The 25414-nt window shown below is 36.7% G+C and carries 29 protein-coding genes, 2 tRNA genes and 2 rRNA genes; 8 read left to right on the top strand and 25 right to left on the bottom strand.

Annotated features, from left to right (window positions below; all coding sequences use genetic code 11):
• Nucleotide 1: 1 nt before the first annotated feature.
• From EL158_RS02110 to EL158_RS02100, 3 genes are all read right to left on the bottom strand, one after another.
• The gene (locus tag EL158_RS02110) at nt 2-229 is read right to left on the bottom strand and encodes an acyl carrier protein (RefSeq protein ID WP_027304817.1); all 228 of its coding nucleotides are present in this window, start codon (nt 227-229) and stop codon (nt 2-4) included.
• Between the two features lie 96 nt (nt 230-325).
• Nucleotides 326-401: transfer RNA gene (locus EL158_RS02105), tRNA-Met, on the bottom strand.
• Nucleotides 402-415: 14 nt separating this feature from the next.
• Nucleotides 416-490 (bottom strand) — tRNA-Gln (locus EL158_RS02100).
• Between the two features lie 88 nt (nt 491-578).
• On the opposite strand from EL158_RS02100, the gene EL158_RS02095 reads away from it, so the two are divergent.
• The 4 genes from EL158_RS02095 to EL158_RS08535 all read left to right on the top strand — a co-directional run bounded on the left by EL158_RS02095 (nt 579) and on the right by EL158_RS08535 (nt 6233).
• A complete protein-coding gene (locus tag EL158_RS02095; RefSeq protein ID WP_027304816.1) occupies nt 579-1607 on the top strand; it encodes a bifunctional 3,4-dihydroxy-2-butanone 4-phosphate synthase/GTP cyclohydrolase II in 1029 nt (342 codons plus the stop codon).
• 533 nt (nt 1608-2140) lie between these two features.
• Nucleotides 2141-5228: ribosomal RNA gene (locus tag EL158_RS02090) — 23S ribosomal RNA — on the top strand.
• 241 nt (nt 5229-5469) lie between these two features.
• Nucleotides 5470-5586 (top strand): 5S ribosomal RNA (gene rrf, locus EL158_RS02085).
• Between the two features lie 470 nt (nt 5587-6056).
• A complete protein-coding gene (locus tag EL158_RS08535) occupies nt 6057-6233 on the top strand; it encodes a hypothetical protein (RefSeq protein WP_155837624.1) in 177 nt (58 codons plus the stop codon).
• Here EL158_RS08535 and EL158_RS02080 read toward each other — a convergent pair.
• Nucleotides 6213-6539 (bottom strand): helix-turn-helix transcriptional regulator, encoded by a 327-nt coding sequence (locus EL158_RS02080; protein ID WP_051529155.1) that lies wholly within the window; start codon nt 6537-6539, stop codon nt 6213-6215. The genes EL158_RS08535 and EL158_RS02080 overlap by 21 nt on opposite strands.
• A gap of 545 nt (nt 6540-7084) precedes the next feature.
• Here EL158_RS02080 and EL158_RS02075 point away from each other — a divergent pair.
• Nucleotides 7085-7564 (top strand): hypothetical protein, encoded by a 480-nt coding sequence (locus tag EL158_RS02075; RefSeq protein WP_126361456.1) that lies wholly within the window; start codon nt 7085-7087, stop codon nt 7562-7564.
• 7 nt (nt 7565-7571) lie between these two features.
• On the opposite strand, the gene EL158_RS02070 is transcribed toward EL158_RS02075, so the two are convergent.
• The 19 genes from EL158_RS02070 to EL158_RS01995 form a co-directional block, all read right to left on the bottom strand.
• A complete protein-coding gene (locus EL158_RS02070; protein WP_126361453.1) occupies nt 7572-7793 on the bottom strand; it encodes a hypothetical protein in 222 nt (73 codons plus the stop codon).
• Complete coding sequence (locus EL158_RS02065) at nt 7744-8136, bottom strand: hypothetical protein (RefSeq protein WP_126361450.1); 393 nt, start codon at nt 8134-8136, stop codon at nt 7744-7746. The genes EL158_RS02070 and EL158_RS02065 overlap by 50 nt, the downstream gene beginning before the upstream one ends.
• Nucleotides 8137-8297: 161 nt before the next feature.
• Nucleotides 8298-8687 carry a DUF7365 family protein gene (locus EL158_RS02060; protein WP_126361448.1) on the bottom strand — a complete coding sequence of 130 codons (390 nt, stop codon included), beginning with the start codon at nt 8685-8687 and terminating at the stop codon, nt 8298-8300.
• Nucleotides 8688-8696: 9 nt separating this feature from the next.
• A complete protein-coding gene (locus EL158_RS02055; RefSeq protein WP_126361445.1) occupies nt 8697-9155 on the bottom strand; it encodes a DUF5675 family protein in 459 nt (152 codons plus the stop codon).
• A 306-nt stretch (nt 9156-9461) separates the two neighbouring features.
• A complete protein-coding gene (locus EL158_RS08530; protein WP_164715685.1) occupies nt 9462-9635 on the bottom strand; it encodes a hypothetical protein in 174 nt (57 codons plus the stop codon).
• Nucleotides 9636-9643: 8 nt separating this feature from the next.
• The gene (locus tag EL158_RS02050; protein WP_027304832.1) at nt 9644-10036 is read right to left on the bottom strand and encodes a DUF1353 domain-containing protein; all 393 of its coding nucleotides are present in this window, start codon (nt 10034-10036) and stop codon (nt 9644-9646) included.
• A 452-nt stretch (nt 10037-10488) separates the two neighbouring features.
• Entirely contained in the window at nt 10489-10629 is a 141-nt protein-coding gene (locus tag EL158_RS08525; protein WP_164715684.1) for a hypothetical protein, read from the bottom strand.
• Between the two features lie 2 nt (nt 10630-10631).
• Nucleotides 10632-11111: a DUF4376 domain-containing protein gene (locus EL158_RS02045; RefSeq protein ID WP_126361442.1), complete on the bottom strand. Its 480-nt coding sequence runs from the start codon at nt 11109-11111 to the stop codon at nt 10632-10634.
• Between the two features lie 208 nt (nt 11112-11319).
• A complete protein-coding gene (locus EL158_RS02040) occupies nt 11320-12630 on the bottom strand; it encodes a tropomyosin (protein ID WP_126361439.1) in 1311 nt (436 codons plus the stop codon).
• A gap of 303 nt (nt 12631-12933) precedes the next feature.
• Nucleotides 12934-13731, bottom strand: a complete 798-nt coding sequence (locus EL158_RS02035; RefSeq protein ID WP_034956264.1) for a hypothetical protein — start codon at nt 13729-13731, stop codon at nt 12934-12936.
• 54 nt (nt 13732-13785) lie between these two features.
• Nucleotides 13786-14379, bottom strand: coding sequence for a hypothetical protein (locus tag EL158_RS02030; RefSeq protein WP_027304835.1), 594 nt, complete (start codon nt 14377-14379; stop codon nt 13786-13788).
• 51 nt (nt 14380-14430) lie between these two features.
• On the bottom strand, nt 14431-14583 hold the full coding sequence (locus EL158_RS08695; RefSeq protein ID WP_155837625.1) for a hypothetical protein: 153 nt from the start codon (nt 14581-14583) through the stop codon (nt 14431-14433).
• Nucleotides 14584-14782: 199 nt separating this feature from the next.
• Nucleotides 14783-15550, bottom strand: a complete 768-nt coding sequence (locus EL158_RS02025) for a hypothetical protein (protein ID WP_027304820.1) — start codon at nt 15548-15550, stop codon at nt 14783-14785.
• Nucleotides 15550-16473 carry a hypothetical protein gene (locus EL158_RS02020; RefSeq protein WP_027304819.1) on the bottom strand — a complete coding sequence of 308 codons (924 nt, stop codon included), beginning with the start codon at nt 16471-16473 and terminating at the stop codon, nt 15550-15552. Before EL158_RS02020 ends, EL158_RS02025 begins: the two co-directional genes overlap by 1 nt.
• A gap of 306 nt (nt 16474-16779) precedes the next feature.
• A complete protein-coding gene (locus tag EL158_RS02015) occupies nt 16780-17163 on the bottom strand; it encodes a hypothetical protein (RefSeq protein WP_126361436.1) in 384 nt (127 codons plus the stop codon).
• 310 nt (nt 17164-17473) lie between these two features.
• Nucleotides 17474-18655 carry a phage capsid family protein gene (locus EL158_RS02010; RefSeq protein WP_126361433.1) on the bottom strand — a complete coding sequence of 394 codons (1182 nt, stop codon included), beginning with the start codon at nt 18653-18655 and terminating at the stop codon, nt 17474-17476.
• A gap of 400 nt (nt 18656-19055) precedes the next feature.
• Entirely contained in the window at nt 19056-19604 is a 549-nt protein-coding gene (locus EL158_RS02005; RefSeq protein WP_126361430.1) for a hypothetical protein, read from the bottom strand.
• 68 nt (nt 19605-19672) lie between these two features.
• Nucleotides 19673-20419, bottom strand: a complete 747-nt coding sequence (locus tag EL158_RS02000; RefSeq protein ID WP_126361427.1) for a hypothetical protein — start codon at nt 20417-20419, stop codon at nt 19673-19675.
• Between the two features lie 323 nt (nt 20420-20742).
• On the bottom strand, nt 20743-21072 hold the full coding sequence (locus EL158_RS01995) for a hypothetical protein (protein WP_126361424.1): 330 nt from the start codon (nt 21070-21072) through the stop codon (nt 20743-20745).
• 334 nt (nt 21073-21406) lie between these two features.
• Here EL158_RS01995 and EL158_RS01990 point away from each other — a divergent pair, with 334 nt between their 5' ends.
• Genes EL158_RS01990 through EL158_RS01980 form a run of 3 tightly spaced genes read left to right on the top strand, consistent with a single transcriptional unit; the run spans nt 21407 to nt 22778 of the window.
• A complete protein-coding gene (locus EL158_RS01990; protein WP_126361421.1) occupies nt 21407-21652 on the top strand; it encodes a cupin domain-containing protein in 246 nt (81 codons plus the stop codon).
• Entirely contained in the window at nt 21645-22151 is a 507-nt protein-coding gene (locus EL158_RS01985) for a hypothetical protein (RefSeq protein ID WP_126361418.1), read from the top strand. Before EL158_RS01990 ends, EL158_RS01985 begins: the two co-directional genes overlap by 8 nt.
• Nucleotides 22152-22778: a hypothetical protein gene (locus EL158_RS01980; RefSeq protein WP_027304821.1), complete on the top strand. Its 627-nt coding sequence runs from the start codon at nt 22152-22154 to the stop codon at nt 22776-22778.
• A gap of 240 nt (nt 22779-23018) precedes the next feature.
• On the opposite strand, the gene EL158_RS01975 is transcribed toward EL158_RS01980, so the two are convergent.
• Together EL158_RS01975 and EL158_RS01970 are read right to left on the bottom strand one after the other, a co-directional pair.
• A complete protein-coding gene (locus EL158_RS01975) occupies nt 23019-24572 on the bottom strand; it encodes a terminase large subunit domain-containing protein (protein ID WP_225532328.1) in 1554 nt (517 codons plus the stop codon).
• Nucleotides 24573-24818: 246 nt separating this feature from the next.
• Nucleotides 24819-25358, bottom strand: a complete 540-nt coding sequence (locus EL158_RS01970) for a Panacea domain-containing protein (protein WP_051529154.1) — start codon at nt 25356-25358, stop codon at nt 24819-24821.
• Nucleotides 25359-25414: the final 56 nt, after the last annotated feature.

The following is a 25414-nucleotide window of genomic DNA, read 5'->3' as shown; positions in this document are numbered from 1 at the left end:
TTTAATCTCCATAAGCTTCATTAAGCATTTTTTTAATGCTTTCAAAATCCTCAAAATATGTCATTTTGATGTATTTTCTATCGAGAGTTTTTTGATAGTGCTTTTCTATCTCTGCGACTAAAGCCATCACATCAATACTATCAATTTCATTATTGCTTACCAAATTTTTCATATTTTCATCGATGTCATCTCTGCCAATTTTTATAAAAAATTCTTTAATTATTTGCATTATGTCTCCTTGTTTAAAATATACAAAACTATCACTAAAATCCCATTTTGCTATCAAAAATTTAGGTAAAAATCAAAAACGATAAAAATTATAATCTGGTTGCGAAGGGGAGATTTGAACTCCCGACCTTCGGGTTATGAGCCCGACGAGCTAACCACTGCTCTACTTCGCGTTATGAATTCGGAGTGGATGGGGTAAAGGGATTCGAACCCCTGAATGACAGGACCAAAACCTGTTGCCTTACCGCTTGGCGATACCCCAGCAAATAAAAAACGAAATTATACTTTTTTTTAATTTATTTGTCAAGTAAATTTAGCTACAATGCTAAAATTATAACCTAAGGATCACAATGAATTTTATAAGCATAGAACAAGCGATAAAAGACTTAAAAGAAGGCAAAATGCTCGTAATGGTTGATGCCGAAGATAGAGAAAATGAGGGAGATATTATCTTTCCTGCACAATTTAGCACTAAAGAAAAGGTCAATTTTGCTATAAAAGAAGCTAGAGGAGTCTTATGTGTAGCTTTAGATGAAAATTTAGCAAAGAAATTTGAATTACCCTTAATGGTGCCAAAAAACACCTCAAGTCACGAAACAGCCTTCACTATAACAGTTGATGCAAAAAAAGCCACAACAGGTGTTAGTGCTTATGAGCGTGATATGACCATTAAAATTTTTGCCGATGATGCAGCCTGTGCTAACGACTTCGTTCGTCCAGGACACATCAATCCTCTCATAGCCAAAAAAGGCGGAGTTTTAGAACGCACAGGACATACAGAAGGAAGTGTGGATTTATGTCATCTGGCTGGCTTGAAAGGCGCTTGCGTGATTTGCGAAATTGTTAAAGATAATGGGGATATGGCAAGAAGGGAAGATTTGCTAGAATTTTGCGAAAAATTCAAACTTAATATGATAACCGTATCCGATTTAATAGAATATCGTCTAAAAAATGAAAGCTTAATCACTCTTAAAGAGCAGCAAGCTAGCTTTTTAGCAGGATTTAAAGCACAAAAATTCATCTTTGAAGACCACAATCAAATTCAGCACATTGCTTTTTGTTTTAATCAACCAAGAAAAAGTGAAAATATTAAATTTCACATTAGTGATAGTGATTTTGAGCTTTTAACTTCAAATAAATTCTCGCAACTTTTAGAACAAATTCAATTTTTATCACAAAATGGCGGAATTATCATTTTTATGCAAGGCGAAAAATCAAATGCGGCACAATTTAAAAATTATGGCATAGGCGCACAAATTTTAAGATTTTTTAAGGTCGAAGAAGTGCATTTAATGTCGCAAAATTGCGATAAAGACTTTATTGCTTTAAAGGGCTTTGGGCTTGACATTAAAACTTGTCAATTCAAAAACCTACTTTAATATTAAGCCCCACAAGGGCTTAATATTTTTCACAAATCTTCCCACTTTCATCTTCCCTTAAGCTTCTTTATGTATAATTTCGACTTTCACTTTCTAAAAAAGTCTAAATACAACATTTTAACTCCTTTAGAAAGCCGTTCTTTAACTTATCATTGTTAAGAGTCACAAGCAAGTTTTAATAAACAATTTTACTGAACCTTGTTAAAGGATAAAAGAAATAAAGTTTAATACACGCTTTAGCTTCACATTGACTTTGCGTTTATATGAACTAAAGATTAAACACTTTCCGTCTTTATATATGTAATGAACCTATCTTTAAATATATAGTTTCAATTTATAATATAGCTCTTTTATCATTAAACTTTAGCAAGGAAGTGATGCGTTTTAGAATCAAAAAAGCTAATTTTGGCTTTTATGTCATTGTTTTTTTAGTAGAACTAGAGCTTTTTAGACAAGCCCTTAAGCTTAAGGAATTTCCTTAAGGCTTGGCGAGGTAATCTTTAGCTTTGGTTCTTTACTAAAAGAACATTAAAAGGTAAGCTACTAAGAGCGAATGGTGGATGCCTTGACTGGTAGAGGCGATGAAGGACGTACTAGACTGCGATAAGCTAGGTGGAGCTGTCAAGAAGCTTTGATGCCTAGATTTCCGAATGGGGCAACCCAGTATATAGAGATATATACTACCATAATGGAGCGAACGAGGGGAATTGAAACATCTTAGTACCCTCAGGAAAAGAAATCAAACGAGATTGCGTCAGTAGCGGCGAGCGAAAGCGTAAGAGGGCAAACCCAGTGCTTGCACTGGGGGTTGTAGGACTGCAATGTGCAAGAGGAAAGGTTAGCAGAACACTCTGGAAAGTGTAGCCATAGAGGGTGATAGTCCCGTATGCAAAAACCTAACCTTAGCTAGCAGTATCCTGAGTAGGGCGGGACACGAGAAATCCTGTCTGAAGCTGGGTAGACCACTATCCAACCCTAAATACTCCTACCAGATCGATAGCGAACAAGTACCGTGAGGGAAAGGTGAAAAGAACGGCGGTGAGCCGAGTGAAATAGAACCTGAAACCATTTGCTTACAATCATTCAGAGCACTATGTAGCAATACAGTGTGATGGACTGCCTTTTGCATAATGAGCCTGCGAGTTGTGGTGTCTGGCAAGGTTAAGCTAACGCGAAGCCGTAGCGAAAGCGAGTCTGAATAGGGCGCTAAGTCAGATGCTGCAGACCCGAAACGAAGTGATCTATCCATGAGCAGGTTGAAGCTAGTGTAAGAACTAGTGGAGGACCGAACCCGCTAGCGTTGAAAAGCTATGGGATGACTTGTGGATAGGGGTGAAAGGCCAATCAAACTTCGTGATAGCTGGTTCTCTCCGAAATATATTTAGGTATAGCGTTGTGTCGTAACTAAAGGGGGTAGAGCACTGAATGGGCTAGGGCATACACCAATGTACCAAACCCTATCAAACTCCGAATACCTTTAGTGTAATCACAGCAGTCAGGCGGCGAGTGATAAAATCCGTCGTCAAGAGGGAAACAACCCAGACTAACAGCTAAGGTCCCCAAATCTTACTTAAGTGGAAAACGATGTGAAGTTACTTAAACAACCAGGAGGTTGGCTTAGAAGCAGCCATCCTTTAAAGAAAGCGTAATAGCTCACTGGTCTAGTGATTTTGCGCGGAAAATATAACGGGGCTAAAGTAAGTACCGAAGCTTTAGACTTGCACACAACTTAGATGATTTAAATTTAAAATATGAGAAACTAAATTTATTTTTATTTATTTTTTGCTTATCTTTATTCATTTTTATAGAGTAAAGATAAAAACAAAAACTTCGTAAAAATAATAAAATATAGTAAAAAACAATAAAAATATTCTTAGATTAAAAGAGTTAAGTCGTTTAAGTTGTGTGCAATGTGGTAGGAGAGCGTTCTATTTGCGTCGAAGGTATACCGACAAGGAGTGCTGGAGCGAATAGAAGTGAGCATGCAGGCATGAGTAGCGATAATTAATGTGAGAATCATTAACGCCGTAAACCCAAGGTTTCCTACGCGATGCTCGTCATCGTAGGGTTAGTCGGGTCCTAAGCTGAGTCCGAAAGGGGTAAGCGATGGCAAATAGGTTAATATTCCTATACCAACATTAGTGTGCGATGGAAGGACGCTTAGGGCTAAGGGGGCTAGCGGATGGAAGTGCTAGTCTAAGGTCGTAGGAGCTTATACAGGAAAATCCGTATAAGAATACTCCGAGAACTGAAAGGCTTTTTGAAGTCTTCGGATGGAAAGAAGAACCCCTGATGCCGTCGAGCCAAGAAAAGTTTCTAAGTTTAGCTAATGTTGCCCGTACCGTAAACCGACACAGGTGGGTGGGATGAGTATTCTAAGGCGCGTGGAAGAACTCTCTTTAAGGAACTCTGCAAAATAGCACCGTATCTTCGGTATAAGGTGTGCCTCCCTTTGTATTAGGATTTACTCCGAAAGCAAAGAAGGTTACAACAAAGAGTCCCTCCCGACTGTTTACCAAAAACACAGCACTCTGCTAACTCGTAAGAGGATGTATAGGGTGTGACGCCTGCCCGGTGCTCGAAGGTTAATTGATGGGGTTAGCATTAGCGAAGCTCTTGATCGAAGCCCGAGTAAACGGCGGCCGTAACTATAACGGTCCTAAGGTAGCGAAATTCCTTGTCGGTTAAATACCGACCTGCATGAATGGCGTAACGAGATGGGAGCTGTCTCAAAGAGGGATCCAGTGAAATTGTAGTGGAGGTGAAAATTCCTCCTACCCGCGGCAAGACGGAAAGACCCCGTGGACCTTTACTACAGCTTGACACTGCTATTTGGATAAGAATGTGCAGGATAGGTGGGAGGCTTTGAGTATATGACGCCAGTTGTATATGAGCCATTGTTGAGATACCACTCTTTCTTATTTGGGTAGCTAACCAGCTTGAGTTATCCTCAAGTGGGACAATGTCTGGTGGGTAGTTTGACTGGGGCGGTCGCCTCCCAAATAATAACGGAGGCTTACAAAGGTTGGCTCATAGCGGTTGGAAATCGCTAGTAGAGTATAAAGGTATAAGCCAGCTTAACTGCAAGACATACAAGTCAAGCAGAGACGAAAGTCGGTCTTAGTGATCCGGTGGTTCTGTGTGGAAGGGCCATCGCTCAAAGGATAAAAGGTACCCCGGGGATAACAGGCTGATCTCCCCCAAGAGCTCACATCGACGGGGAGGTTTGGCACCTCGATGTCGGCTCATCGCATCCTGGGGCTGGAGCAGGTCCCAAGGGTATGGCTGTTCGCCATTTAAAGCGGTACGCGAGCTGGGTTCAGAACGTCGTGAGACAGTTCGGTCCCTATCTGCCGTGGGCGTAAGAAGATTGAAGAGATTTGACCCTAGTACGAGAGGACCGGGTTGAACAAACCACTGGTGTAGCTGTTGTTCTGCCAAGAGCATCGCAGCGTAGCTAAGTTTGGAAAGGATAAACGCTGAAAGCATCTAAGCGTGAAGCCAACTCTAAGATGAATCTTCTCTAAGCTCTCTAGAAGACTACTAGTTTGATAGGCTGGGTGTGTAATGGATGAAAGTCCTTTAGCTGACCAGTACTAATAGAGCGTTTGGCTTATCTTATAAATATTAACTTATCTTTTAAGTTAATAAAGCATCACTTCCTTGTTAAGGTTTAACCTTAATAAAGTGTAAAGAGTTTAATAAAACTTGCTCTTAACATTGTTTTTTAAGTATTCTATATAAAAACTTATCTAAGATAAAAGATAAGAAAAGAAGAAAGAGAATAAAGAAAAAAGTAAAGAAATAAAAGATTAAGTTTTATTCTTAAATTCAATCTTTCAAAGAATATTTAAATAACAATGTCCGTGATTATACAGATGTGGAAACGCCTTGCTCCATCCCGAACCAAGAAGCTAAGCACATCGTGGGTGATGATACTACGCCTTACTGGCAGGGGGAAAGTAGCTCATTGCGGACTTGTTAATTCTTTTTTAGATACCTTCATAGCTCTTTTATAGCCTAAGAAATGCCTTTGAAGCGTTTATGAACAAAGCCATAAAATACATAGCCTTTGAATATGGTGTCATAAGTATTTTTTGAAACCATAAGTTTGCTATATAACGCCCTTAAAGCTCTATCAAAGAAACCGCACTGAAGCTTTTAAAGCATTGCTTAGAAAGTTAGTTTTAAAGCCCCTTTTTACAGGCTATTAAAAGCCCGTTTAACTAAGCTCCACCGATAAATAAACGCCGTTATTTTAAGCATTTTTTGTTTAAATATTTCTTAAAAAGCTTTTTTTGATGATTTAGCCAAAGCCCTTTTTAACGCCCTTTAAAAAAGCCCTAGCGACTTGCTCTACTTCATACGCCTTTAAAGCCAAAAAGGCATAAATTCATTTTTACACCGCTTTAAAATTTCTTGCAAAACGACCCCTTTGCAAGTCTTAAAATGCTTCGCTTCTTTATTTCATCGTTTTTAAAACGCTCTTTCGTGTGGCGTAAAAAGCAGACAAAAGCACTCAGGCGGGGTCGTGTGGCGGTAGGGCGTGAATTTGGCACTTTGTGTGAGGGAAAAGCACGGCACGGACTTAGAGGCGAAGTAAGCCTATCTCAAAGCCTCTTTTAACGCCCTTTTTAAAGCCTCATATTTTTCACACTCCTCCCTAAGCCTCGCATTTTCAAGGCTCAAAGCCTCCACATTTGAAGGGCACTCCTGAGGCTTTTCACTCTCATCAAAGCCCTTTTTTAACGCCTCATCGTATTTTTTGGCTTTAATGATGAAGTGAAAATAATTGTTTAAATAGGTAGGATAGCCTTGCGTATTCCCCCAATTATTAATCGTTCCGTAATGTAAGCCCATAAGCTCGGCTAATTCTTTTTTACTCTTAATTCCCGCTTCTTGCATTAAGCTTTTAAATTTTTCTTTTGTCATTTTTGCTCCTTTTTTTTAATTATATATAATTATAGTTAATAAATATTATTTTTTATAAAAATTCACAAATTATGATAAATTTAAGCATATATTAAGTATTTAATTATTATGATATACTCATAAAAAATAGTTAATAGCTATTTGGAGGGTGGGTGGGTAGATACCACTTGAAAGGCTTTAAAATGCAAATTTTGAAGTTCAAAAAGGTGGTTTTAAAAATTAAGCTCTTAGGGCTAAAAATAGCCCTCAAGCTTAAAAAATAACCGCTTTCCCAGTCCTTTAAGGGCTGGGTTTGGGTTATTATAACCAAAAAGCTTAACAAATCCAAATTTATTAAGCAAGGGGTTTCAGCCAAAGTCGCCTTAAAAGGTCAATGCAAACTTTTTTTAATGAAAGGGCTTTTATGAAAGTCTTGAAGTTAAGAAGGGTTTTTAAACTTTTCAGCCTAAAATTTAGCCTAAAGCTAAAAATTAGACTAAAAGTCGAATAATCCTCGCCTAGCATTATAGCTAGGCAGGATAAAATCAAACTTAAAAGGACAGCAAATGACAATTTTAACTTGCGATTACAATGGACATAAAGAAATTTATACAGCAGACGGCAAAGAGGTCGATTACTCCACCTTTTGCGATTTACGCGCCAAAAACGCCATCGAAGCCAATCAAACAGCCCTTAAATCTTTCTTAGCAAAGCATAAAAATAAGCCCAATTTAGCAGGATTTAAAACAGGCGATATTTTAGTCTCTAGTAGTGATTATTCCCCCACTTTTTTTAAAGTCATAGCCACAAGTGAAAAAACGCTCATCATAGCACCACTAAAAGCCCTTATTTTAAGAGAAAAAGACGGAGGATTATGCACACCGGCTAAGGCTTATGATTATGAAAGATTTTTAAGCTATGAAAAATTTTTATTTCGTGTTAGCACCACTAAAGAAAGATTAAAAATTAAGCTAAGCCAAACCCAAAGCCTAAGCATAGAAAAGCCACAAAGCCCAGCCGTTAGTTTTATGGATTATTTAGATTAAGCGAAGTTTATTCGCTTAGCTTCCTTATTTTCCCCATTTGTATCACACATTGCTTATAGTGATAAAAAAGCATAGAATAAGCGTTTAAAATCTCAATTTCACTATTAACATAAGGCTTCGGTAGTGTTTTAAGCTCTAAAAGCTCTTTTGGCACTTGCACCTTTACGATTTTGACATCTTTAACGATTTGCTGCCCAGTTCTGCTCCCACAGCCTGTTAGCCATAGCATTAAAAAGCTTAGTAAGATTATTTTCACCGCTTTCATACTTCTTAACAATGTAACGATTAACATACTCAATCCTCTCTTTAACCTGCTCTTTTTCCTCATTTGCTTCGCTTATTGCCTCTATTTGCTTTTTATGCTCTAGCTTAAGCGTTTCAAGGCTTAAGGCTAGATTATAATTCGCCTCTAAGCTTATATTTAAATCATTTTTTACCTTTTCATATCTTGCCTTTTGTGCCTCTAAGCTTAAAGTTAAAAAGCCTATTGCACCCAAAGCCAAAGCTAAGGAGATGTAAAAAAACATATTGCCTTTAAAAAAGCCTAAAATCGTGCTAATTATGCTAAACATTTTTACCTACTTTCTATTTTTATGTTCTTTTCACCGCGAAGCAAAGCTCCGCTAAAAGAACCAAAACCTAAAGGCGTCCCCACCCTTTTCACTCCGTGAAAAGCCCCAGTTTTTCCTTTAATGTTTTTTTCAAATTCATACTTATAAACATCATCTTTTACCTACTTCTTAATATTATGCAAGTCTTTAAACCAAGCCCCAACGCCCTTTAAATCATCTAAATTATCATCTATTTCATCTAGCTTAAGATTTGCCCTTTTAAGCTCCTCATTTGTATTTTTGCAATGCTCCCTTATAAATTCCATCATAGTTTTATTATTTTCCTTATAAGTATCCAAAGTCGCCTTTTGTATGGCAGAATTTTCCTTTAGATTTTGCTTTATATCCTCTAAATTCTTTAATTGCCTTTCTTGCTTTTCACCTACGATTTCACTTTGCTTTTTATATAAGTGTATCACCACCCCAGCCAAAGTTAAAACCATAACTCCAAGCAAACCAGCACCGCTTAAGCTCCCTAAAGCAGAAGCCGAAGCTATAGCACTTTCACTCATAAAGCCCCCTTATTCTAATTCATCTTTTATAACAAGCTCGACCATATCTAAATTTACGCTTCGCATTAAATCATAAAATGATTTACAAGCCGCCCTACTTCCACCTATGCTTTCATCGCTTGTTTTTGTTTCACCAAGTAAAATACAGCCTTGCGTGTCTTTATCCGTGTTTCCCCAGTGTATCAAAATATGTCTTTCATAAGGCACCAAATCATTATAAACATTTAGCATTTCATCTTTTTCATACCCTGTAATTTTTCTTAAAGTCGCTTCAAAGCGTGAGTGTGGATGCCTTTTTAGCTTATAAACGCCCTCTGGTATCCTTAAGTCTTTGCCACTTTCAAGCCCTGCGGTATCCTCTTGTAAAGAAAAGCATTGAAAAGTTAAATCGCCGTTTTCATCATACACCTTAAACTTGCCAATAACGCAAGACTTGCCTTGATATCTGTTAATAATCTCAATTTTCATAATCTATCCTTTTTTAAATTTGTAAAAAGATAGCTTTTTAAGCGTATGAAAAAAAGGATTAAAAAAGGCAGTTTTTTTAAGGTAAATTTGCTAAAATTTGCTTGTTTAAGTTGCTAACTCGGTGGAGAAAGGTGGCTGAAATGAATTTATGGATTAAGATTTTAAAGCTTATCGTAGAAACATTGAGGCTGGCTAGAGAGTTACTAAAACTCCTTAACCAACACTAAATTCAACACTTAAATTATAGAGTAGCCTTACTTAGCTTATCCTTAAACAATACTTCCTGCCGATTTGTAAGGCTATCGGCTAAAGTAAATTATGCGTTTTTTCCAAATTTTCCTTTAAATTCTCCAGCGTTTCGCCGTATTTGTCGTTTATTTCATCATCATTTAAAAGCTCTAGCACTAATTCCAAGCTATCCTCATTTAAGAGGTAAAGCTCCTCACAAATTGCCCTAGCCTTAATTACCTTATTTTTCATTAAAGCTTTCATTTCCACCCTTTAAAATAACATTTAAGCTTATGAAACTTATCGACCCAGTGATAAAAAATAAAGCAAGTGGCAAAATTAACATTTAAAAGCCTTAAATGCTTATAAAAAACCAAATCCGCCCTTTTATAAGCCTCTTTTATGCTTGTTTCGTGCATTGCACGACTGCATAGATAATCGTGTAAAACACAAGCACTAAAATACTCACTTTTATAAGGAGGATAAAAACTCCAAAAAATGCGTGGTATAGAAGCTCCGTCAGTCGTGTAACCCTTAGGCACGACCCCACTTATAAACTCATTTTCCTTTAGCTCTATTTGATAGTTAAAATCCTCCCAAACCTCAAATTTATATTTATCATAAGGCTTTACAACAACCCTTTTTAAACTCATTTTTTACCTACTTTTTTAATGTTCTTTTCACCGCGAAGCAAAGCTCCGCTAAAAGAACCAAAACCTAAAGGCACGACCCGCCCAAAGGCTTACGCCTTTGCCAAGCCTCGCCTAAACCTAACTAAAGCCCCAGTTTTGCCTTTTAAACTTGCTACACCTAAAGCCCAGTCCGTCCCAAAGGCTTACGCCTTTGCCTTGTTTTGCTTTGAATTTGCTCTAAATTCACATCACAAGCAAAGGCTAGTTTTACCCAGCCTTTGTTTTTAAGATATAAGGTTTATTTTTTGGCTTATTTAAGCACCGCATATTGACCCATTTTAAAAGAACTTTCCATTAAGGGCTTAAGCCCCACCTAAAAGCCTCTTAAGTTTTGCTCGTTTCTTTTAAGCTTTCTTATAAGGCTTGCCTATTCCCACCCCATCCGCCCGTCATTGCGAGGCTTTCAAGCCTCTTTATTTGCCTCTTTCAAAAAGCGAATTTACAAACATATAGCCTAAAAAGCCTCCCACGCCATAAACCAAAGCAAAAAAGAGCGTGATTTTTAAGATTTCTAGCACATCAGCAAAAGAAAAAGCCCCAACCACCTCTACCATTTTTAAAACTCTACTTGTATTTTTTCCAAAGCCGCCACGCTTTTCGCCTTTTCGACTTTGTCTTTTAGCTCCCTTGCCTTCATCGTGTGAGTATTTACAGCATTAGCCATAACGCCACCCAAAGCGATTAAATCCTCCAAAGTAAAGCTAACCGCCTCATTGTCCTTAGCTATCCACTTAAAACCCTGCGGCACCTGTTTAGTTATGCTAAAAAGCGAAGTGGTAGAGGTTAGCAAATTTCTATCCTTTTCACCGCTTTGAAAAACCTTGCCTTTATACTCTACGCCTCCATTTATGGCTTCATCTCTTTTTTTTGTAATTTCTGCTTTTTTAAGCTCTTTTTTCACTTCTAAAGCCTCACTAGCTTCTGCATTTTCAAGCCATAGATTTAAATAAGGATGCGTTAAAGCCCACTCCAAATTCGCCTTTATACTTTCTAGACTCAAATCCGCCCACGCCGTGTTTAATTCTACATTTTGCATTTATATTCCTTTTTATTCACTTTCCAAGCTTATTAAAAAGCCTTTTAAACTTTCCAAAGAAAATCAAAATCTTTCATAATGAAACGCTTTAGCCCAAGTGAAAAAAACCCCGTCAGGGTTTTAAGCTTCACTTGTGGATAACCGCGTTGAAGTTGAAAGCGTTTTGATTTTCACTTAAAGCACCTCAATAAAGCCTTTAAATTTACCTTTAAGTGCGGTTACCATAAAAGCACCAGCTACCATGTGCTGACCACACTCCTACGGCTTGATTTGCATCATTTCCAGCCCCGCGTGAGTAGCCATTTCCAGCCACCAATGCTAAAGCTCCTCTAACGATTGCTAGTTTTTGATTATTCCCCGTGCTGCCACCCGTGAAATTACAAGAAGCGTGATTAGTAAGCCTTGCCCCGTCAATGAGGAGATGTTGATGCCCTGAGCGAGAGCTTATAGTAATATTTCCTATATACGCACTTGAAGCGGTATTGATAAACACGCCGTTATGTCCGCTATTGCCGCTTATAGTAATATTTCCTATATGCGCACTTGAAGCGGTATTGATAAGCACGCCGTTATGTCCGCTATTGCCGCTTATAGTAATATTTCCTATATGCGCACTTGAAGCGGTATTGATAAGCACGCCGTTATAATTATTATTCCCTCCGCTTAGTATGAGATGATCCACATAAGCCCTTGAGTTTTCGCAGACAGCAAAGCTTTCATTAGTCGCGCTGCTTTTGATAATCTCAATTTTGTGTGCCAAAAGCTGCGATCCATCATCGGTAAAGATAGTATATCCCCCAGCTTGACGGCAATTTCTAGTCGTTAATAAACTATCATCAAGCTTTAAATGCTCTATAAAGACCCCGCTTCCAAAACGGCTATAAATATAATTATTGAACCAGCAATTATTTTCCGTTAGCTCCTTAGCCTTAGCCTTTAGATATAGCTTTTTAATGCTTATTTTAGAATTATCTAAATAAAGCTTGGTAAGGATGCCATTATCCGCGTGCATATTTTCCCTACTAAAATCGCACATTATCGGCACATTGAAATTCTTTTGCGTGATGATGATATGAGATAAGTCCATATGATAAAGCCCGATAGCTTCACGCCACTCCCAGCCTTCTTGTATCTCTATAACGACCTTATTTTTTTCACGCGTTACACTGCTAGGGATACTTGGAGAGTATTTTAAAGATAAATTTAAAGCCTCTTTTAAAGAGGCGATTTCTCCCTCATCAGCGTTATTTCCCACTTTGATTAAGATTTGATTTTCATCTGTGATAAAACGGCTCTCTAACTCCTCCATTTTAGTCTCAAGTGCCGTGATTTTCTCACCTTGCTCGGCTTTACTTGCCTCTAAGGCTTCCAAAGCCTCCGTTTTTTGATTTTCAAGCTCATTTTTACACGCTTCATTTGCTTCATTTATCTTGCTCAAAGCCCCGTCATACTTGCTTCTTAAATCCTGCAAAGCCTCGCTACTTTGCCTTAAATCTGCCTCAATTTGTGTTAAACTCATCTTAAAAACTCCTTTTTTTTGCAAAATTTAGAAAAAAGTTAAAAAGAAAAAAAGGCTTAAGAAAGTGCAGTTTTTAAGCTAGTTTTAGTTATTATTACATCGTTAAGTTGAAACTCTGGAGGCTTATGCTAAAGGAGGTAAGATGACTGAAATTATCGCTTTTATGGTAGTCTTAGTTGTCCTTGTTTTAGCCCTTAAAAGCTAAAGCAAGAACTAAAAAATAATTTCAAAAAAATTATACTTCACTCTGCTTAGTTTAAACTTAACTTTATCTTTTTAAGCCTCTTTAGTAGAGTGGAGAGGCTATTGCTCTAAACTCACCACGCCTTTTTCCATTAAAAGCTTTTCAATGTTAAAGATGTGCGCATAAAGCTCGCCAAAATGACGCTCTGCCAAGCCCTCAAGCTCGTTTTTAATCTCCTCTTTTTTGCCTAAAAGCTCATTAGTCGCGTTTTGCGTGAGGCTAGTAAAATCTTGTTTCGCACTTTCTAAACGCTCTTCAAGCTCAGTTTTTTCTAGTAAAATTTGTGTCCTAAAGCCCGTTAAAGAAGCATTTGCATCATTAATCATTTCTTCAAGTCTTATTTTATCCTCTGCAAATTCGCGTTTAAAGTCCTCAATGCTTTGCAAAACTTCGCTTTTTTGCGCGTTAAAAGTGTCGTTAAACTCCGCCATTTCCTCCTTAAAAAGCTCTAATTTGACTTTGAAATTCTCTATCTCGCTAAAATAAACTTCCATTTCGTGCGCTAAATGCTCCACCTTTTTTAAAGCCTCTAAAACCGCACTTTCTTTTAGGCTCATACTCTCTAAAAGCCCTCTTGCCTCCTCTCTTAATTCCAAAAAGTCCTCGCCTATTTCCACGCTTAAAGCTTCTATTTTTAAGTATTCTTGCTTCACTTCAAGGGCGATTTTCTCGCACTCTTTTAAAGAAGTGTCGTATTTATTCTCTATCTTTAAAAAGCTATCATACAAATGCGCCAAAAGCTCAAGGCTCATTTTCACCTGCTCGACCCACTTGGCATTGTCCTTTAAAAGCTCTTTAAGCTCGTTATAAAAGTCCTCTTTAGGAGGAGTTAATCCTCCCCTTACTTCATCTGTCATAAAAACCCCTTTTTTTTGTGTGATTTTAAGCCTAAATTTTCTTATAAAAAAGGCTTAATAATTAAAATAGGTTTGAAAGCTTCTTGCCTCTTTTGTGCCTGAGATTAAGGCTCTTAGCCTGTCCGTTTCTTTTTTATAAAGATTTTCATAAAAACCCACTCTTTGCAAATTGCTCTCATTGCTTTCTATTTGAAAAATGCTAATTAAAACGCTAAAAATTAAAGCATTTTCCAAAAAGTCCCCACTACTTAAAATGCTATCCATTTCAAGCTTTACGCTTTCATTGACAAAGACTTCTAAAGTCCCATTAGCCGCCGTGCTTGGTAAGATAATAAGACTTTGAAAGTCGCTAAAGCTTGAAATTTGCAAAGTCTTAGCCTTTTCATCATAAGCCTTAAAAGAAAGGGGCGCATTATTTAAATACGCCTTTTCAAAAGAAAGAAACATTTTATTTGTTTGTAAAACATTATCCGTTTGGCTTACTTGCTTAGTGTATTTTTTAATATTTAGCTTAAATTGATAATTTAAGTCCAAATAAGCCGAATTTAGCGCATCAAGTAGCTCACTATCTCTAAAGCGAAATTCCCCCTCGCTTTCATCTCTTAGCCTTGTTCTTATCTTTGTGATTAAATCTTTTATCGTTATCATTTCTTACCTTATTTTTTTATTTACTTTTTAGCGGCGAAATTGCGATTTCGCCTAAAAGTAACAAAAGCTAAAGGCACGCCCACCTAAATGCTCCGCATTTAGCCAAATCACGCCATTAAACTTACTACACCTAAAGCCCAGTCCGTCTCGTAAAGCCGTGTTGAGCTTTGAATTTGCTTTCCTAAGAAAATCAAAGCCTTTCATAACGAAGCAATTTAGCCCTTTAGAAAAGAAAGCTGTAAAGCTTTCAAGTTTCTAAAGTGGATAAGAGTGTGAAAGCGTTTTGATTTTCACCTTAAAGACTTTTTGAATTCTCACCTAAACTCACTCCTAAATAAAGGTTAAAATAAGCACCTAAATAAAAGCGTTTAAATTCTCACCCAAAATAAAGCCTTTTGAATTCTCACTTCTTAAGCCTTAAAAGTCCGTCATTTTGCTCTTTTTGCTTGGCAAAATCCTCATAAACGCTTTTTTCATAAGCGTTAAAATCAAAAGCACCGCCATTATTTTCTAAATACTCTTGCTTTTTCTTTTGCTCTAAATATTCTCTCATAAAGCTTGAATTTTCATCTAAGCGGTATCCTAAAGCCTCAAGCCCTGCCTTTTCTTGCTCGAAATAATCCATAATATTTTTACGCGTTTGGGCTATCCTGCTGACCCTTTCTTTTGTGCTAGCAAAATCACGCCCTAGCAAACGCTGCTGCTCATCAGCACTTTTATTAGAATTATTGCCGCCTCGTGAAGTTACTTGACCGCTCATATTGGCAAAATTTGCCAAAGCATTGTCAAGCTTGGCATTTTCCTCACCTATGCCCCAAATGCCGCCTGTTAGGTTATTTAGCTTCTTATTTGCTCCGTAAGAAATCCCCGCTTCCTCGACACTTTTTAAAGCCTCATCACTCGCCTTTAAAGCCTTATTTATCCTTGCTAATTGCTTAATAGGCTCATTTATGCTTCTGCTTTTAAAATTAATATCTTGCTTAGCCTTTAAATTTAGTCCCTCATCACCATAATACTTTTTCATCAAATACTGCTCATAAGCATTATTAAAAGGGCTTTTTGCCTCGTTTGCTAAATTGTTGTTTTGCAAAAGCTCATTTTGTAAAGCCTCGTTTTGTGTTTTTAACTCTAGGATTTCTTGCTCTTGCACTGGGATTAAAAACTCTTCCATTACACTGCCTTAAATTTGTTTTCAAATAGAAGTTTTGCGTTTTCTTTGTCTAAATTTTCTAAGAATTCTTTACGCTTTTCTATGAGTTTATAATCATTAATGAAAACCATATTTTCGCTGATGATTTTAAGCTCATTTTGTAAGCTTAGTGAAGCGATGATCATATTTTGTAAAATCATCATTTTTTTAAGCTCTTTATGATTTAAGGCTCTTTCTAGGGCTTGTTTATTGATATTTTCAAGCACTTTGGCTAATTCATATTTGATTTTACTTGCTAAAACGCTATGATTTAAAATATCACTCACCAAATTCGCCAAAAAGTCCTCATTTGTTAAAAGCTCTTTTGCGCTTTCTTTAGAGATAAAGGGCGCATTTTCTTTTAAAGCCTCGTTTGAAAGCCTTGTGATTTCTGCTCTTAAAAGCTCTTTTGTCAAATTTTCAAGCTCTAGGCTCTCAAGCCTTTCATTTAAAGCAATATTTGCGTTTTGCGTGGTATTTTCTACCCTTTCTTTTAAGATATTTATGGCATTTTCTAGGCTTTCATTTTCATTTAAAAGCCTTTGCAATTCTTTGCTAAATTCTTGTTTTGTGATATTGATAAATTCATTTTTATTTGCCACAAAAAGGGCGTTAAAGTCGATTTGTAAGGCTAAAGCCTCTATTAAATCCTCTTTATTTTTCGCGTAAGATTTTTGTAATTCGTTATGATTATAATAAGTAATGTGCTCTTTTAATTCGCTTGTCTTTAATTCATTGGCGTTTATAATAAGCTCTCTTAATTCCGCGCTTAAAAGTGCAAATTTCGCATTTAAAAGGCTATCGATATTTTCAGCCTTTAATAAGTCCTTTGCCTCATTTAAAAGCTTGCTTGCTTCGCCTATTTTCTCCGCATAACTTTCATTAATATAATTTTCGTAGTTCACCTTAAACCTACTTTCACCGCAAAAATGCGATTTTTGCTAAAGTAGCAAACCTAAAGGCACGACCCGCCCAAAGGCTCACGCCTTTGCCTTGTTTTGCTTTAAATTTGTTGCACCTAAAGGCTAAAGCCCACTTCTCGCCTTTAAATTTGCTTTTTAAGAAATTTAAAACCTTTCATAACGAAACAATTTAGCCCAAGTGAAAAAAGGCGTTAGCCTTTAAGCTTCACTTGTGGATAACTCTTGTTGAGTGTGAAAGCGTTTTAAATTTCACCTTAAGCACCTTTTTGAATTCTCACCTAAAAGCCCTCAAAGCTCGGCTAAAATCTCACTAGGATTATAAAAATGCGCCTTAACTTTTACCAAGCCCCCACTAATCGCAGCACTAGGCTTAAGCACCAAAACATCGTTAAAATCGATAGTTGTGTGAATATTACTTGTTAAAAATTTCTTATCATTTGCATTTTTTGCAATTTGTGCATTTTCAAAGAATTTAAGCCCATTTTTTTGCAAAGAAAGCGTTAAAGTCTCTGTAATGCTATCTCTAGGCAGCTCTAAAACCTCCATTTTCACACTTAACACACTAGCACCCTTTGGCAGCATAATCACCTCTAAACCCTTTGTAACATCTAAAGTCGCCAAATCAACCACCACTTCACTTAAATAAGCGATATTTTTTACTCTTTGTTGCATTTTAATCCTTTTCCTTTTTTTTATTTACTTTTTTAATGTTCTTTTCACCGCGAAGCAAAGCTCCGCTAAAGTAGCAAACCTAAAGCTCACGCCGTCCCTTTTTGCTCTGCAAAAAGCCGTGTTTTGCTTTAAATTCACTTTCCAAGAAATTTAAAACCTTTCATAACGAAGCAATTTAGCCCAAGTGAAAAAAAACCCGTCAGGGTTTTAAGCTTCACTTGTGGATAACCCTTGCTGAGTGTGAAAGCGTTTTAAATTTCATCTAAAAGAGTTTTTGAATTCTCACCTAAACAAAACGCCTAAAGCCCACTTACTCCTTACTTGAAATAATGCCTATGGTAGAAAAATCCGTATTTGCATAAGCACTTAACGCCCCACTTGCATTTTCAAATTTCGCCTTAGCTATCGCCATAAGCCTATCCACACCGCAAACGACCTTACGCCCTGCGTCTTGACTTTCATCGATGTAAAAGCTAGGCGTATCACTTCCTACCATTACCAAAGCTGAAGCACCGATTAAAAAGCCTATTGATACAGGTTGAGTATTTGCATAGGCTGAAGGGGGAGTTAAATTTCCGCCGACATTTTGTTCGTTAATATTAGAGATAAAATCGCTATCGCTAATTTCACTATTAAGCAAACCCACTTGCATCTTAGTCCATACACCCATATCAATCACAGGACATTCATCGATGATACCCACTAAGCCAGTGAAAAGGTTATTTTTCTCACCTCTTATACCGACTTTTTGCATCGCTATCCACTCAGGGTCGTTTTTAAGCTGATTTGCTTGGTAAGTATCAAGCAAGATAAGGTAAGAATAATTTGTAACTTCAATGCCTCCTACTGAGTGCATATTACTTCTTATAGGCTTGATAGGAAAGGCTTCTTTGTTTTTATAATTTATCCCACTTCTTGCCATAAAAATTGCACGGCGTAAGGCTTTGACATTACACACATCGCCCTTAGTCGTTTTTTTACTCGCTTCTAAAACGCTATTTTCTGCTGTGGTATCCTTATAACCTGTGCCGTTTTTATCACAAACTACGACATTGCTTAAATCATTACTTAAAGCCGTGATGAAAGCCCTGTCCCTTTTATCTTGTATCCAGTCGGTAAGGCTTTCAGTCGCTTCTTTGATGAAGTCGATTTGCTCTATTTGCGTGTATTGCTTAACAGGGCTTTTAATGGAATTTCCTATGATTAAAGGATACACCGTTTGACTTAAAATTTCTAAATTATCGAAATTTGTTTCAAAGTCCGCATTTCCTCTCACGCCGTCGCCTGTTAATTGTGCTTTAAGTCTAGGGCGATAAGGGTTAGAATCCTTGACATTATAGGTTCTTACCCCTCTATCTTGCCCCCTACCCATAAAAGGCGCAAAAGGGCTTTTTTGCCAACTTGCATTTTCTATCGTTCTTGCGATTTCTACCGCGACATTTGGATTTTCTCTCCACGCTGCTAAATTGATTTTGTTTAAACTATCTAACATTTTTTGAATTTCCTTTTTATACCTTTAAATTCACTTTCCAAGAGAATTGCAAAAGAGCTTTTAAGAAATTTAAAGTTTTGCGTAATGAGGTAATTTAAGCCTTTAGAAAAGAAACGCCTTAAGCGTTTCAAGTTTCTAAAGTGCTTAACTCTTGCCGAATTAGCAAAGACTTTAAATTTCCCTTTAAGCACCCTTTTGAATTCTCACCTTAAATTTGCTTTCCAAGCTTATTTTAAACCTTATGCAATGAAGCAATTTAGCCCTTTAGAAAAGAAAGCTGTAAAGCTTTCAAGTTTCTAAAGTGGATAACCCTTGCTGAATAAGTAAGGGTTTAAAATAAGCACCTAAAAAAGCCTTAAATTCTCACCCAAGCCAACCCCGACCACAACCCCCAAAGCTTTTAAAATCTCTGCGTTACAAGACTATCCCCCCCACTTTCCACACTTGCACTACTTGCATTAAGCCTTTGCGGGAGTTCCTCACTTTGCTCCTGCGTTTCACCTTGATAAAGCTTGTAAAGCTCCTCAAAAAAGGCACTAGGCTCTAAGCTTTCTAAATTCGCCTTAGCTCTAGGGCTTAAATCCTTTTGAAAAAAGTCCAAAAGCTCATCAGAGCTAACGCCTAAATTACGCTCATCAAAAGCATCAGCTGCGGCTTGGATATTATCAAACGCTTTTTTTTGCCCTATTTGACCCCTTAGCTCATTTGCCTCATCGACCTTATTTTGCAAGGATTTTAAAAACTCGTTTTGCAAATGCAAAATCTGCTTAATAAACTCCTCTTTATCCTCGAAATATAGCTCCTCCAAACTCTCATCACTGGCTAATTTTTCAGCGGCAAAACTTGCAAAGTCTTGCTCTAAACTCGCTTCGGCTTGGCTGATTTCATTTTCTAAAACCGCTAAGCGTGCTTCATCGTCATTTAAGGGACTTTGTGCTGCTTCGTCCATACTTGCTCCTTTTTGTAATTTGTGAAAAGATAGCTTTAAGAGGATTTTAAAAAAAGGCTTAAAGCTTTTTAATTTTCCTCGATAACTCTAAGTTTTATACTCGTGCTTAAAAGCTCGTTTTTATGATTTCTTGCTTTAAAACTTAGCTCAAATTCCCCCGCCGCTTCACTGATGAAAAAAAGGCAAGTCCCCTCATACCTACGCCCCTCAAGCTCAAAATAATGCTCCTTATTTGCATACATCGTATAAGCGTTGATTTCGACCGCTTCATTAATCCTAAGCTTAACTCTAGGGCATATTATGCCAAGCTCCTTAACGCCTCTGCCGTCCTCAAAGCCCTCATTTGCTAGTTCTTTAATCTTGTCTAAAAGCGGCTTATAATCCGCACTCATATCTTTATTTGAGATTTGATTAATAAGCGTCATAACTTGATTTGTATAAGAAGCGACCATTTTTTCATTACTTGCATTACCGACCACATTTAAAAAGCTCACCACCGCATTTGCCTTATTAATCGCCGCATTATCTCCTACACTAAGTAACATAGCGTGCGCTTGCACTAGGCTTTTAAGCTTTTCTATTTGTAAGGCTTCATTTTGCGTTTTGCTTTGTAAGATTAGGTTTTTAATCTCGGCTTCGGCTTTTTCATAATTATAAGCGTTTTCCTTTTCTTTAAAGTCGATTTCGACTAATTTTAAGGCTAACTCACTTGCAAAAGAGACTAATTTATCATCGGTCAAACGGCTTTTATGCTTTTTTTCTAAATGCGTGTAAGCCTCGTTAAAATGATCCCAAAAATTAAAGCGTTTTGTCATATTTTTGTCCTTTTTTATTTACTTTTTAGCGGCGAAATGCGATTTCGCCTAAAAGTAACAAAAGCTAAAGGCACGACCCGCCCAAATCCTGCGGATTTGCCAAATTTTGCCTAAAACCCATTTTAAGCACTTTCTAAAGAAAATCAAAGCCTTTCATAGCGAAGCAATTTAGCCCAAGTGAAAAAACGCTTTTAAGCGTTTAAGCTTCGCTTGTGGATAACTCTTGCTGAGTAAGTAAGGGTTTAAAATAAGCCCTAAATAAAAGCGTTTTAAATTCACGCTTAAACTCACCCTTGCGTAAGGGTTTTAAATTTCTTGCAAATCTAAACCCTGCTTGTATCCAAAAGCCCCGCCCCACTCATCACCATATCAGTCGCCTCATCTCTTTCCTTTTCTCTTTTATCATATCTTGCGTTTTCTATGGACTGCTGCTTTTCGGCATTTGCTAAGGCTCTTTTTTGCATTTTTAAGGCTTTGTTACTTTGAAAAATGCCATAAATATTTGTCCCTATACTTGCTATTGCTCCCACGCCTTGCATACCTTTACCAAAATTTGCAAAATTATCACTGCCTAAATAATTGCTAAATTTAGTCCATAAACCGCTTTCATTTGCCGCTTTTTCTGCATTATTTATAGGTGGCATTAAGTCCATATTTATCCTTTTAAAACACTTTTTAAGCTAACTTTACCCCTGCAAAGGCTTTAAAAAAAGGCTTAAGGCTTTTATTTATTTTCTTTCGTTAAAATTTCGCATTTAAGCAGAGTAATGAAGCTAGGCTATACTTTAAAATACCACTCGCTCATTTAAGCTTTAAAGAGCAAATTATCAAGCAAAAAGAGCAAAAAGAATATCATTCATTTATAACTTTGTAATTTATCTTTAAAGTATAAAAACTCCCTTAACTTTTCTTAATTTAAGCTTTTTAAGCCTTTTTTACAAAAGAGCTTTTTTATATTTTTACTTAATTTATTAAGAAAGGATAAAAATGCCAGGTAAAAAAGAAGTCTTAGAAAACGAGCTTAAAGAAAGTAAGCCAAGCAAAAAAAATAAAGAAATTTATGTGGATTTAGCCAAGTTTTTATATATAGGCGATGAGCCTTATCATCATAAAGATAGCAAAGGTAAGGATTATATTTTCACAAAAGGCGATGTGATTTTGATGAGTGAGGGCGAGGGGGCGCGCTATTTTGACTATAAAAACACCCTTTTTAAAAGGACAAGCAATGCGTAATGATTTAAGAGCAGGTAGCGGACCTGCAAGCGTGGCAATAGCAGCCGCAGAGGCTTATCATAATGGCGTTTTAAAACAACAAGCTTTAATGAATTCTATGTTTGATAAATTTGCCTCTTTTGTGAAAGAGCAAAGAGCGGAAAAAAGAGAGGATAAGGCGGATTTACAAAAAGAGCAAATCCACGCCTTGCAAAAAGATAGTCTGCAAAAGCAAAACGAGCTTTTAGGCAAGAATTTAGCGCATTTTGAAAAAGACAAAGAGCAAGAAAGAGCTAGAAACAAAGCCCAAAACGCCGCCGCTTACGCTTCAGCAGGAGTAAATAACGAGCAGCAAAAGGCTTTAAAAATGCAAAGAAAAGAAAAGGAGGATTTTGACAAGCTTAGCAAAAGGCTAAATCCGCTTAATTATAGTCAAAGCGGCTTTTCTAACATAGATGATACAGACATACAAAACGCCTTAAGCTTTAGCGAAAATGGGCTTTTTCCTCAAAGGCGATAAATGATAGATCTAAAACTCAAAGCAAAAATAAGGCTTCATTATGAAAGCAATTTTGACAATGCTAAAGAAGTCAGCCGAGCCTTTGAGATTAATTACCGCACCTTGATGAAGTGGATAGAAAAGGAGAAGTGGCAAAAGGGCGTGTTAGTTAAGGGCGTGTTAAAAGAAAGCACGAAAAACGAGCTTTTAAAAAAGGAATTTGGCACAAGATTAGATATGCAAAGCCAGAAAATTAAGGATAGCGTTAAAAGCAAGATTGAGAATTTAAAAGATTTTGAAAGCCTTAGTTTAGAGGAGTTTAACCTAGAATTAGAAAAGATTAGTGATAAGGTCCTCACTGCGGCTTTGAGTGCTGAATTTATCCATAAAAATATGATGGAGAGTTTTTTATATGCTAAACACGAGCTTAAAAGAATGAGTTTGCTAAGAAAAGATTATAAAGCAGACCCGACTTTAATCGCTATGAGCGAAAAGCTTATCAATATGCTTTCAAGCATACAAAAAAGCCTTTATTCTAAAGACTTGCTAGAACACGCCCTTAACGCAAATAATACAAACATCGACCTTAAAAAACTTAGCGAAAACGAGCTTAAAGCCCTAGCGGGGGAGATTATAGACATTAACTAGCATAAAAGAACCGCCCTTTCTTTTATGCTATAATGGTAAAATCGTTTAAGCGTAAGCTAAGGCGGTTTAACTTATAATTTTTGTGTTTATGAGTTTTTTAGTCAAGGGTTTTTAAAAATTCCTTGACTAGCTCTAAAATTAGAATTAAAATGTTAATAATCTTAATCCACATTTTTCAAGCCTCCTTTCCACATAAAAGAAAGTTAGCGAACTTAAACTTTACAATTTTATCTTAAATTCTTAAATATTCCATCCGCTTTGATACACGCTTCTACCACTCTTTTGCAAAGGCATTTTTAAAGCCGCAGGAGGCAAAGTGTCCTTATGTGCTATGCAAGAAGCAAGCGCGTCAATGCAGTCATCTTTTCTAAAAGGCTTTTCAGGGTTAAAGCTTAATAATTCTTTTTTGATTTGATTAAGCGAGGAAGCTTGATTTAAAAACACCAAAGCACCGCTATTATAATACGCCCTCATCGCCTTGATTTTCTCCACTTTTGAGATTTTTCTATTGGCTGGATACACCTCTATGATATTATTAATTAAGGGCTTATTTTGCCTTTTAAGATTTTCATTAACACGCACGATTTCACGCTGTAAAAGCCTATGCAGTATAAGCCCTCCGCCCTCACTTTCCATATAAACCCTAGCATTAGGATAATTAATCAAAGTTTCTATGATATGCTCGCAAGTTTGCATTTCGTCCCATATCCCATAAAAGCAGTTTTTTAGCACATATCTTACGCTATTTTCGCCGTGATTTTCCACGCCCACGACTACCAAAGCCCTATTATCCGCCCTTGCATTAATAGCAAATGCCCCGTCAAAAAAGATATATTCTTTTTGCTCTTTCATCTCAAAACTTGGAATTGTCTTAAAATTCTCAAGTAAAAAAAATCCGCTCTCACTCGCTTGCGGCTCTTGCTGATACTGGGTAAAAAACTCATCATCGCCCATTTGTGCCTTTAAAGCCTTTAAGCCCTCTAAATCGTGCTTTTTCATAAATAAAGGCTCATTTGCTTCTCTTTCATAGCTAAATTTACCTACCTGATAAAGGGTTTTTTCCTTGTTTAAAGCCTCCATTTTAAGCACTTTCCACTCTTTGATAATCTCAGGCGTAAAATGCCTTTCATTAAGCAAAAAGCCGCATAAATCATCTTCGCCTAACCTTTGCATTAAAATAGTAATGTTAGAATCCTTATCCTGTAATCTCGTTAAAATGCTATCCTTAAAGGCTTGATTGACAAATTCACGCTCTTTTTTGCTTTTCATATTTTCCACTTTTATAGGATCATCTATGAGTATGCTATCCGCGTGAAAGCCAGTAATTGCCCCCTTTAAAGTCGTTACAAAAAGCCCTCCGCCTTGCTTTAGGATAAACTCGCTTGAATTTGCCTGGATAAATAAAGGCGTGCCAAATATGCTTCTATAAAATTGTGAGTGCATCAGCTCTCTTATTTGCTTATTGATTTTCCTGCCTAAATCATCACTATAAGAGATATAAATAAATTTACGATAAGGATTATTCCCCAAAGCCCAAGGGATAAAAGTCCTAGCTATGGTTTCCGTTTTGCCATAAGAGGGTGGCATATTTAGCATAACGCGGCGAAGTGGAGGGTTTGAAAATTCCTTCATCGTGCTTTGTAAAACTTGACATAAATAATCAAAATGCCAATTATCCAAAAAAGGCATTTGATTAAAACGCGCCCATTTTAGCCTTAAAAAGGTCTTTAAATCACGCCTTGCCAATTCTCTAAGCGCTAGTTCTCTCAAAGCTTCGTTTTGTTTATCACTCATTGATTTTCTCAAACTTTCTTAATATTCGTTTTTTCATCTTTTTTTTGCCTTTTTAATAATAATTTTCCTAAGCTCATTTATGTGCCATTGCATTTAACTTAGTTTATTATTCTTTATCTTGCAAAAAAAGGGTTAAAAAGAAAGCGTATTTAAAAAATATGTATTTCAATAATCTTTATTTTATCTTTAAAATTTTTATAAACAATAGACATTTTTCCCATTTTTAAAAGCTAAGTATCCGCATTTTTAATCTGCATAAAATCCCTTAGTCTTTAACACAGCTTTCGCCCATTTTATATCCTCTTCATTGACTGGCTCTATATCGTTCCAAAATACCGCTTCAATAGGCATAATTTCCCCGATATTCACACTCTCCCATAGCTTATCGTGCGTTTGTTTTGATAAATCAACCGCCCTTTCGTCCTTTAGCCTTGCCATAACTTCGTCTATGATTTGAATTTCTTTTGCATTAAAGTCGTTCATATTAGGCTCAATAAGACTATGAAAGCAAATTTGCTTTTTATCATCATCGCCATAAGCATTTGATTGATAGCTATGTATCACGCGATCATTTTCAAGGCTTTTTAATATCTTGTCATATTTTTTAGGTAGGGGACCATATTGCATTTTGATATATTCTAAGCCCGTTAAAGTTTCACTATATTTATACATAAAAGCCCTATCACTAAACCACAAAATTTTAGCAAGTTTCAATTTCCCTAATTTTAAAGGCTCGTCCCTAAAAGAATAAATGATGTAATTAATAATTTTTTCAAGCTTAGTCATCTTAACTCTCCTATATTTTTATTATATTTTTTTATACTTATCATCTCTTTAATCCT

Source organism: Campylobacter upsaliensis (genome assembly GCF_900637395.1).
In the GTDB taxonomy this organism is placed as follows: Bacteria; Campylobacterota; Campylobacteria; order Campylobacterales; family Campylobacteraceae; genus Campylobacter_D; species Campylobacter_D upsaliensis.
This window is presented reverse-complemented; position numbering and strand designations above follow the sequence as displayed.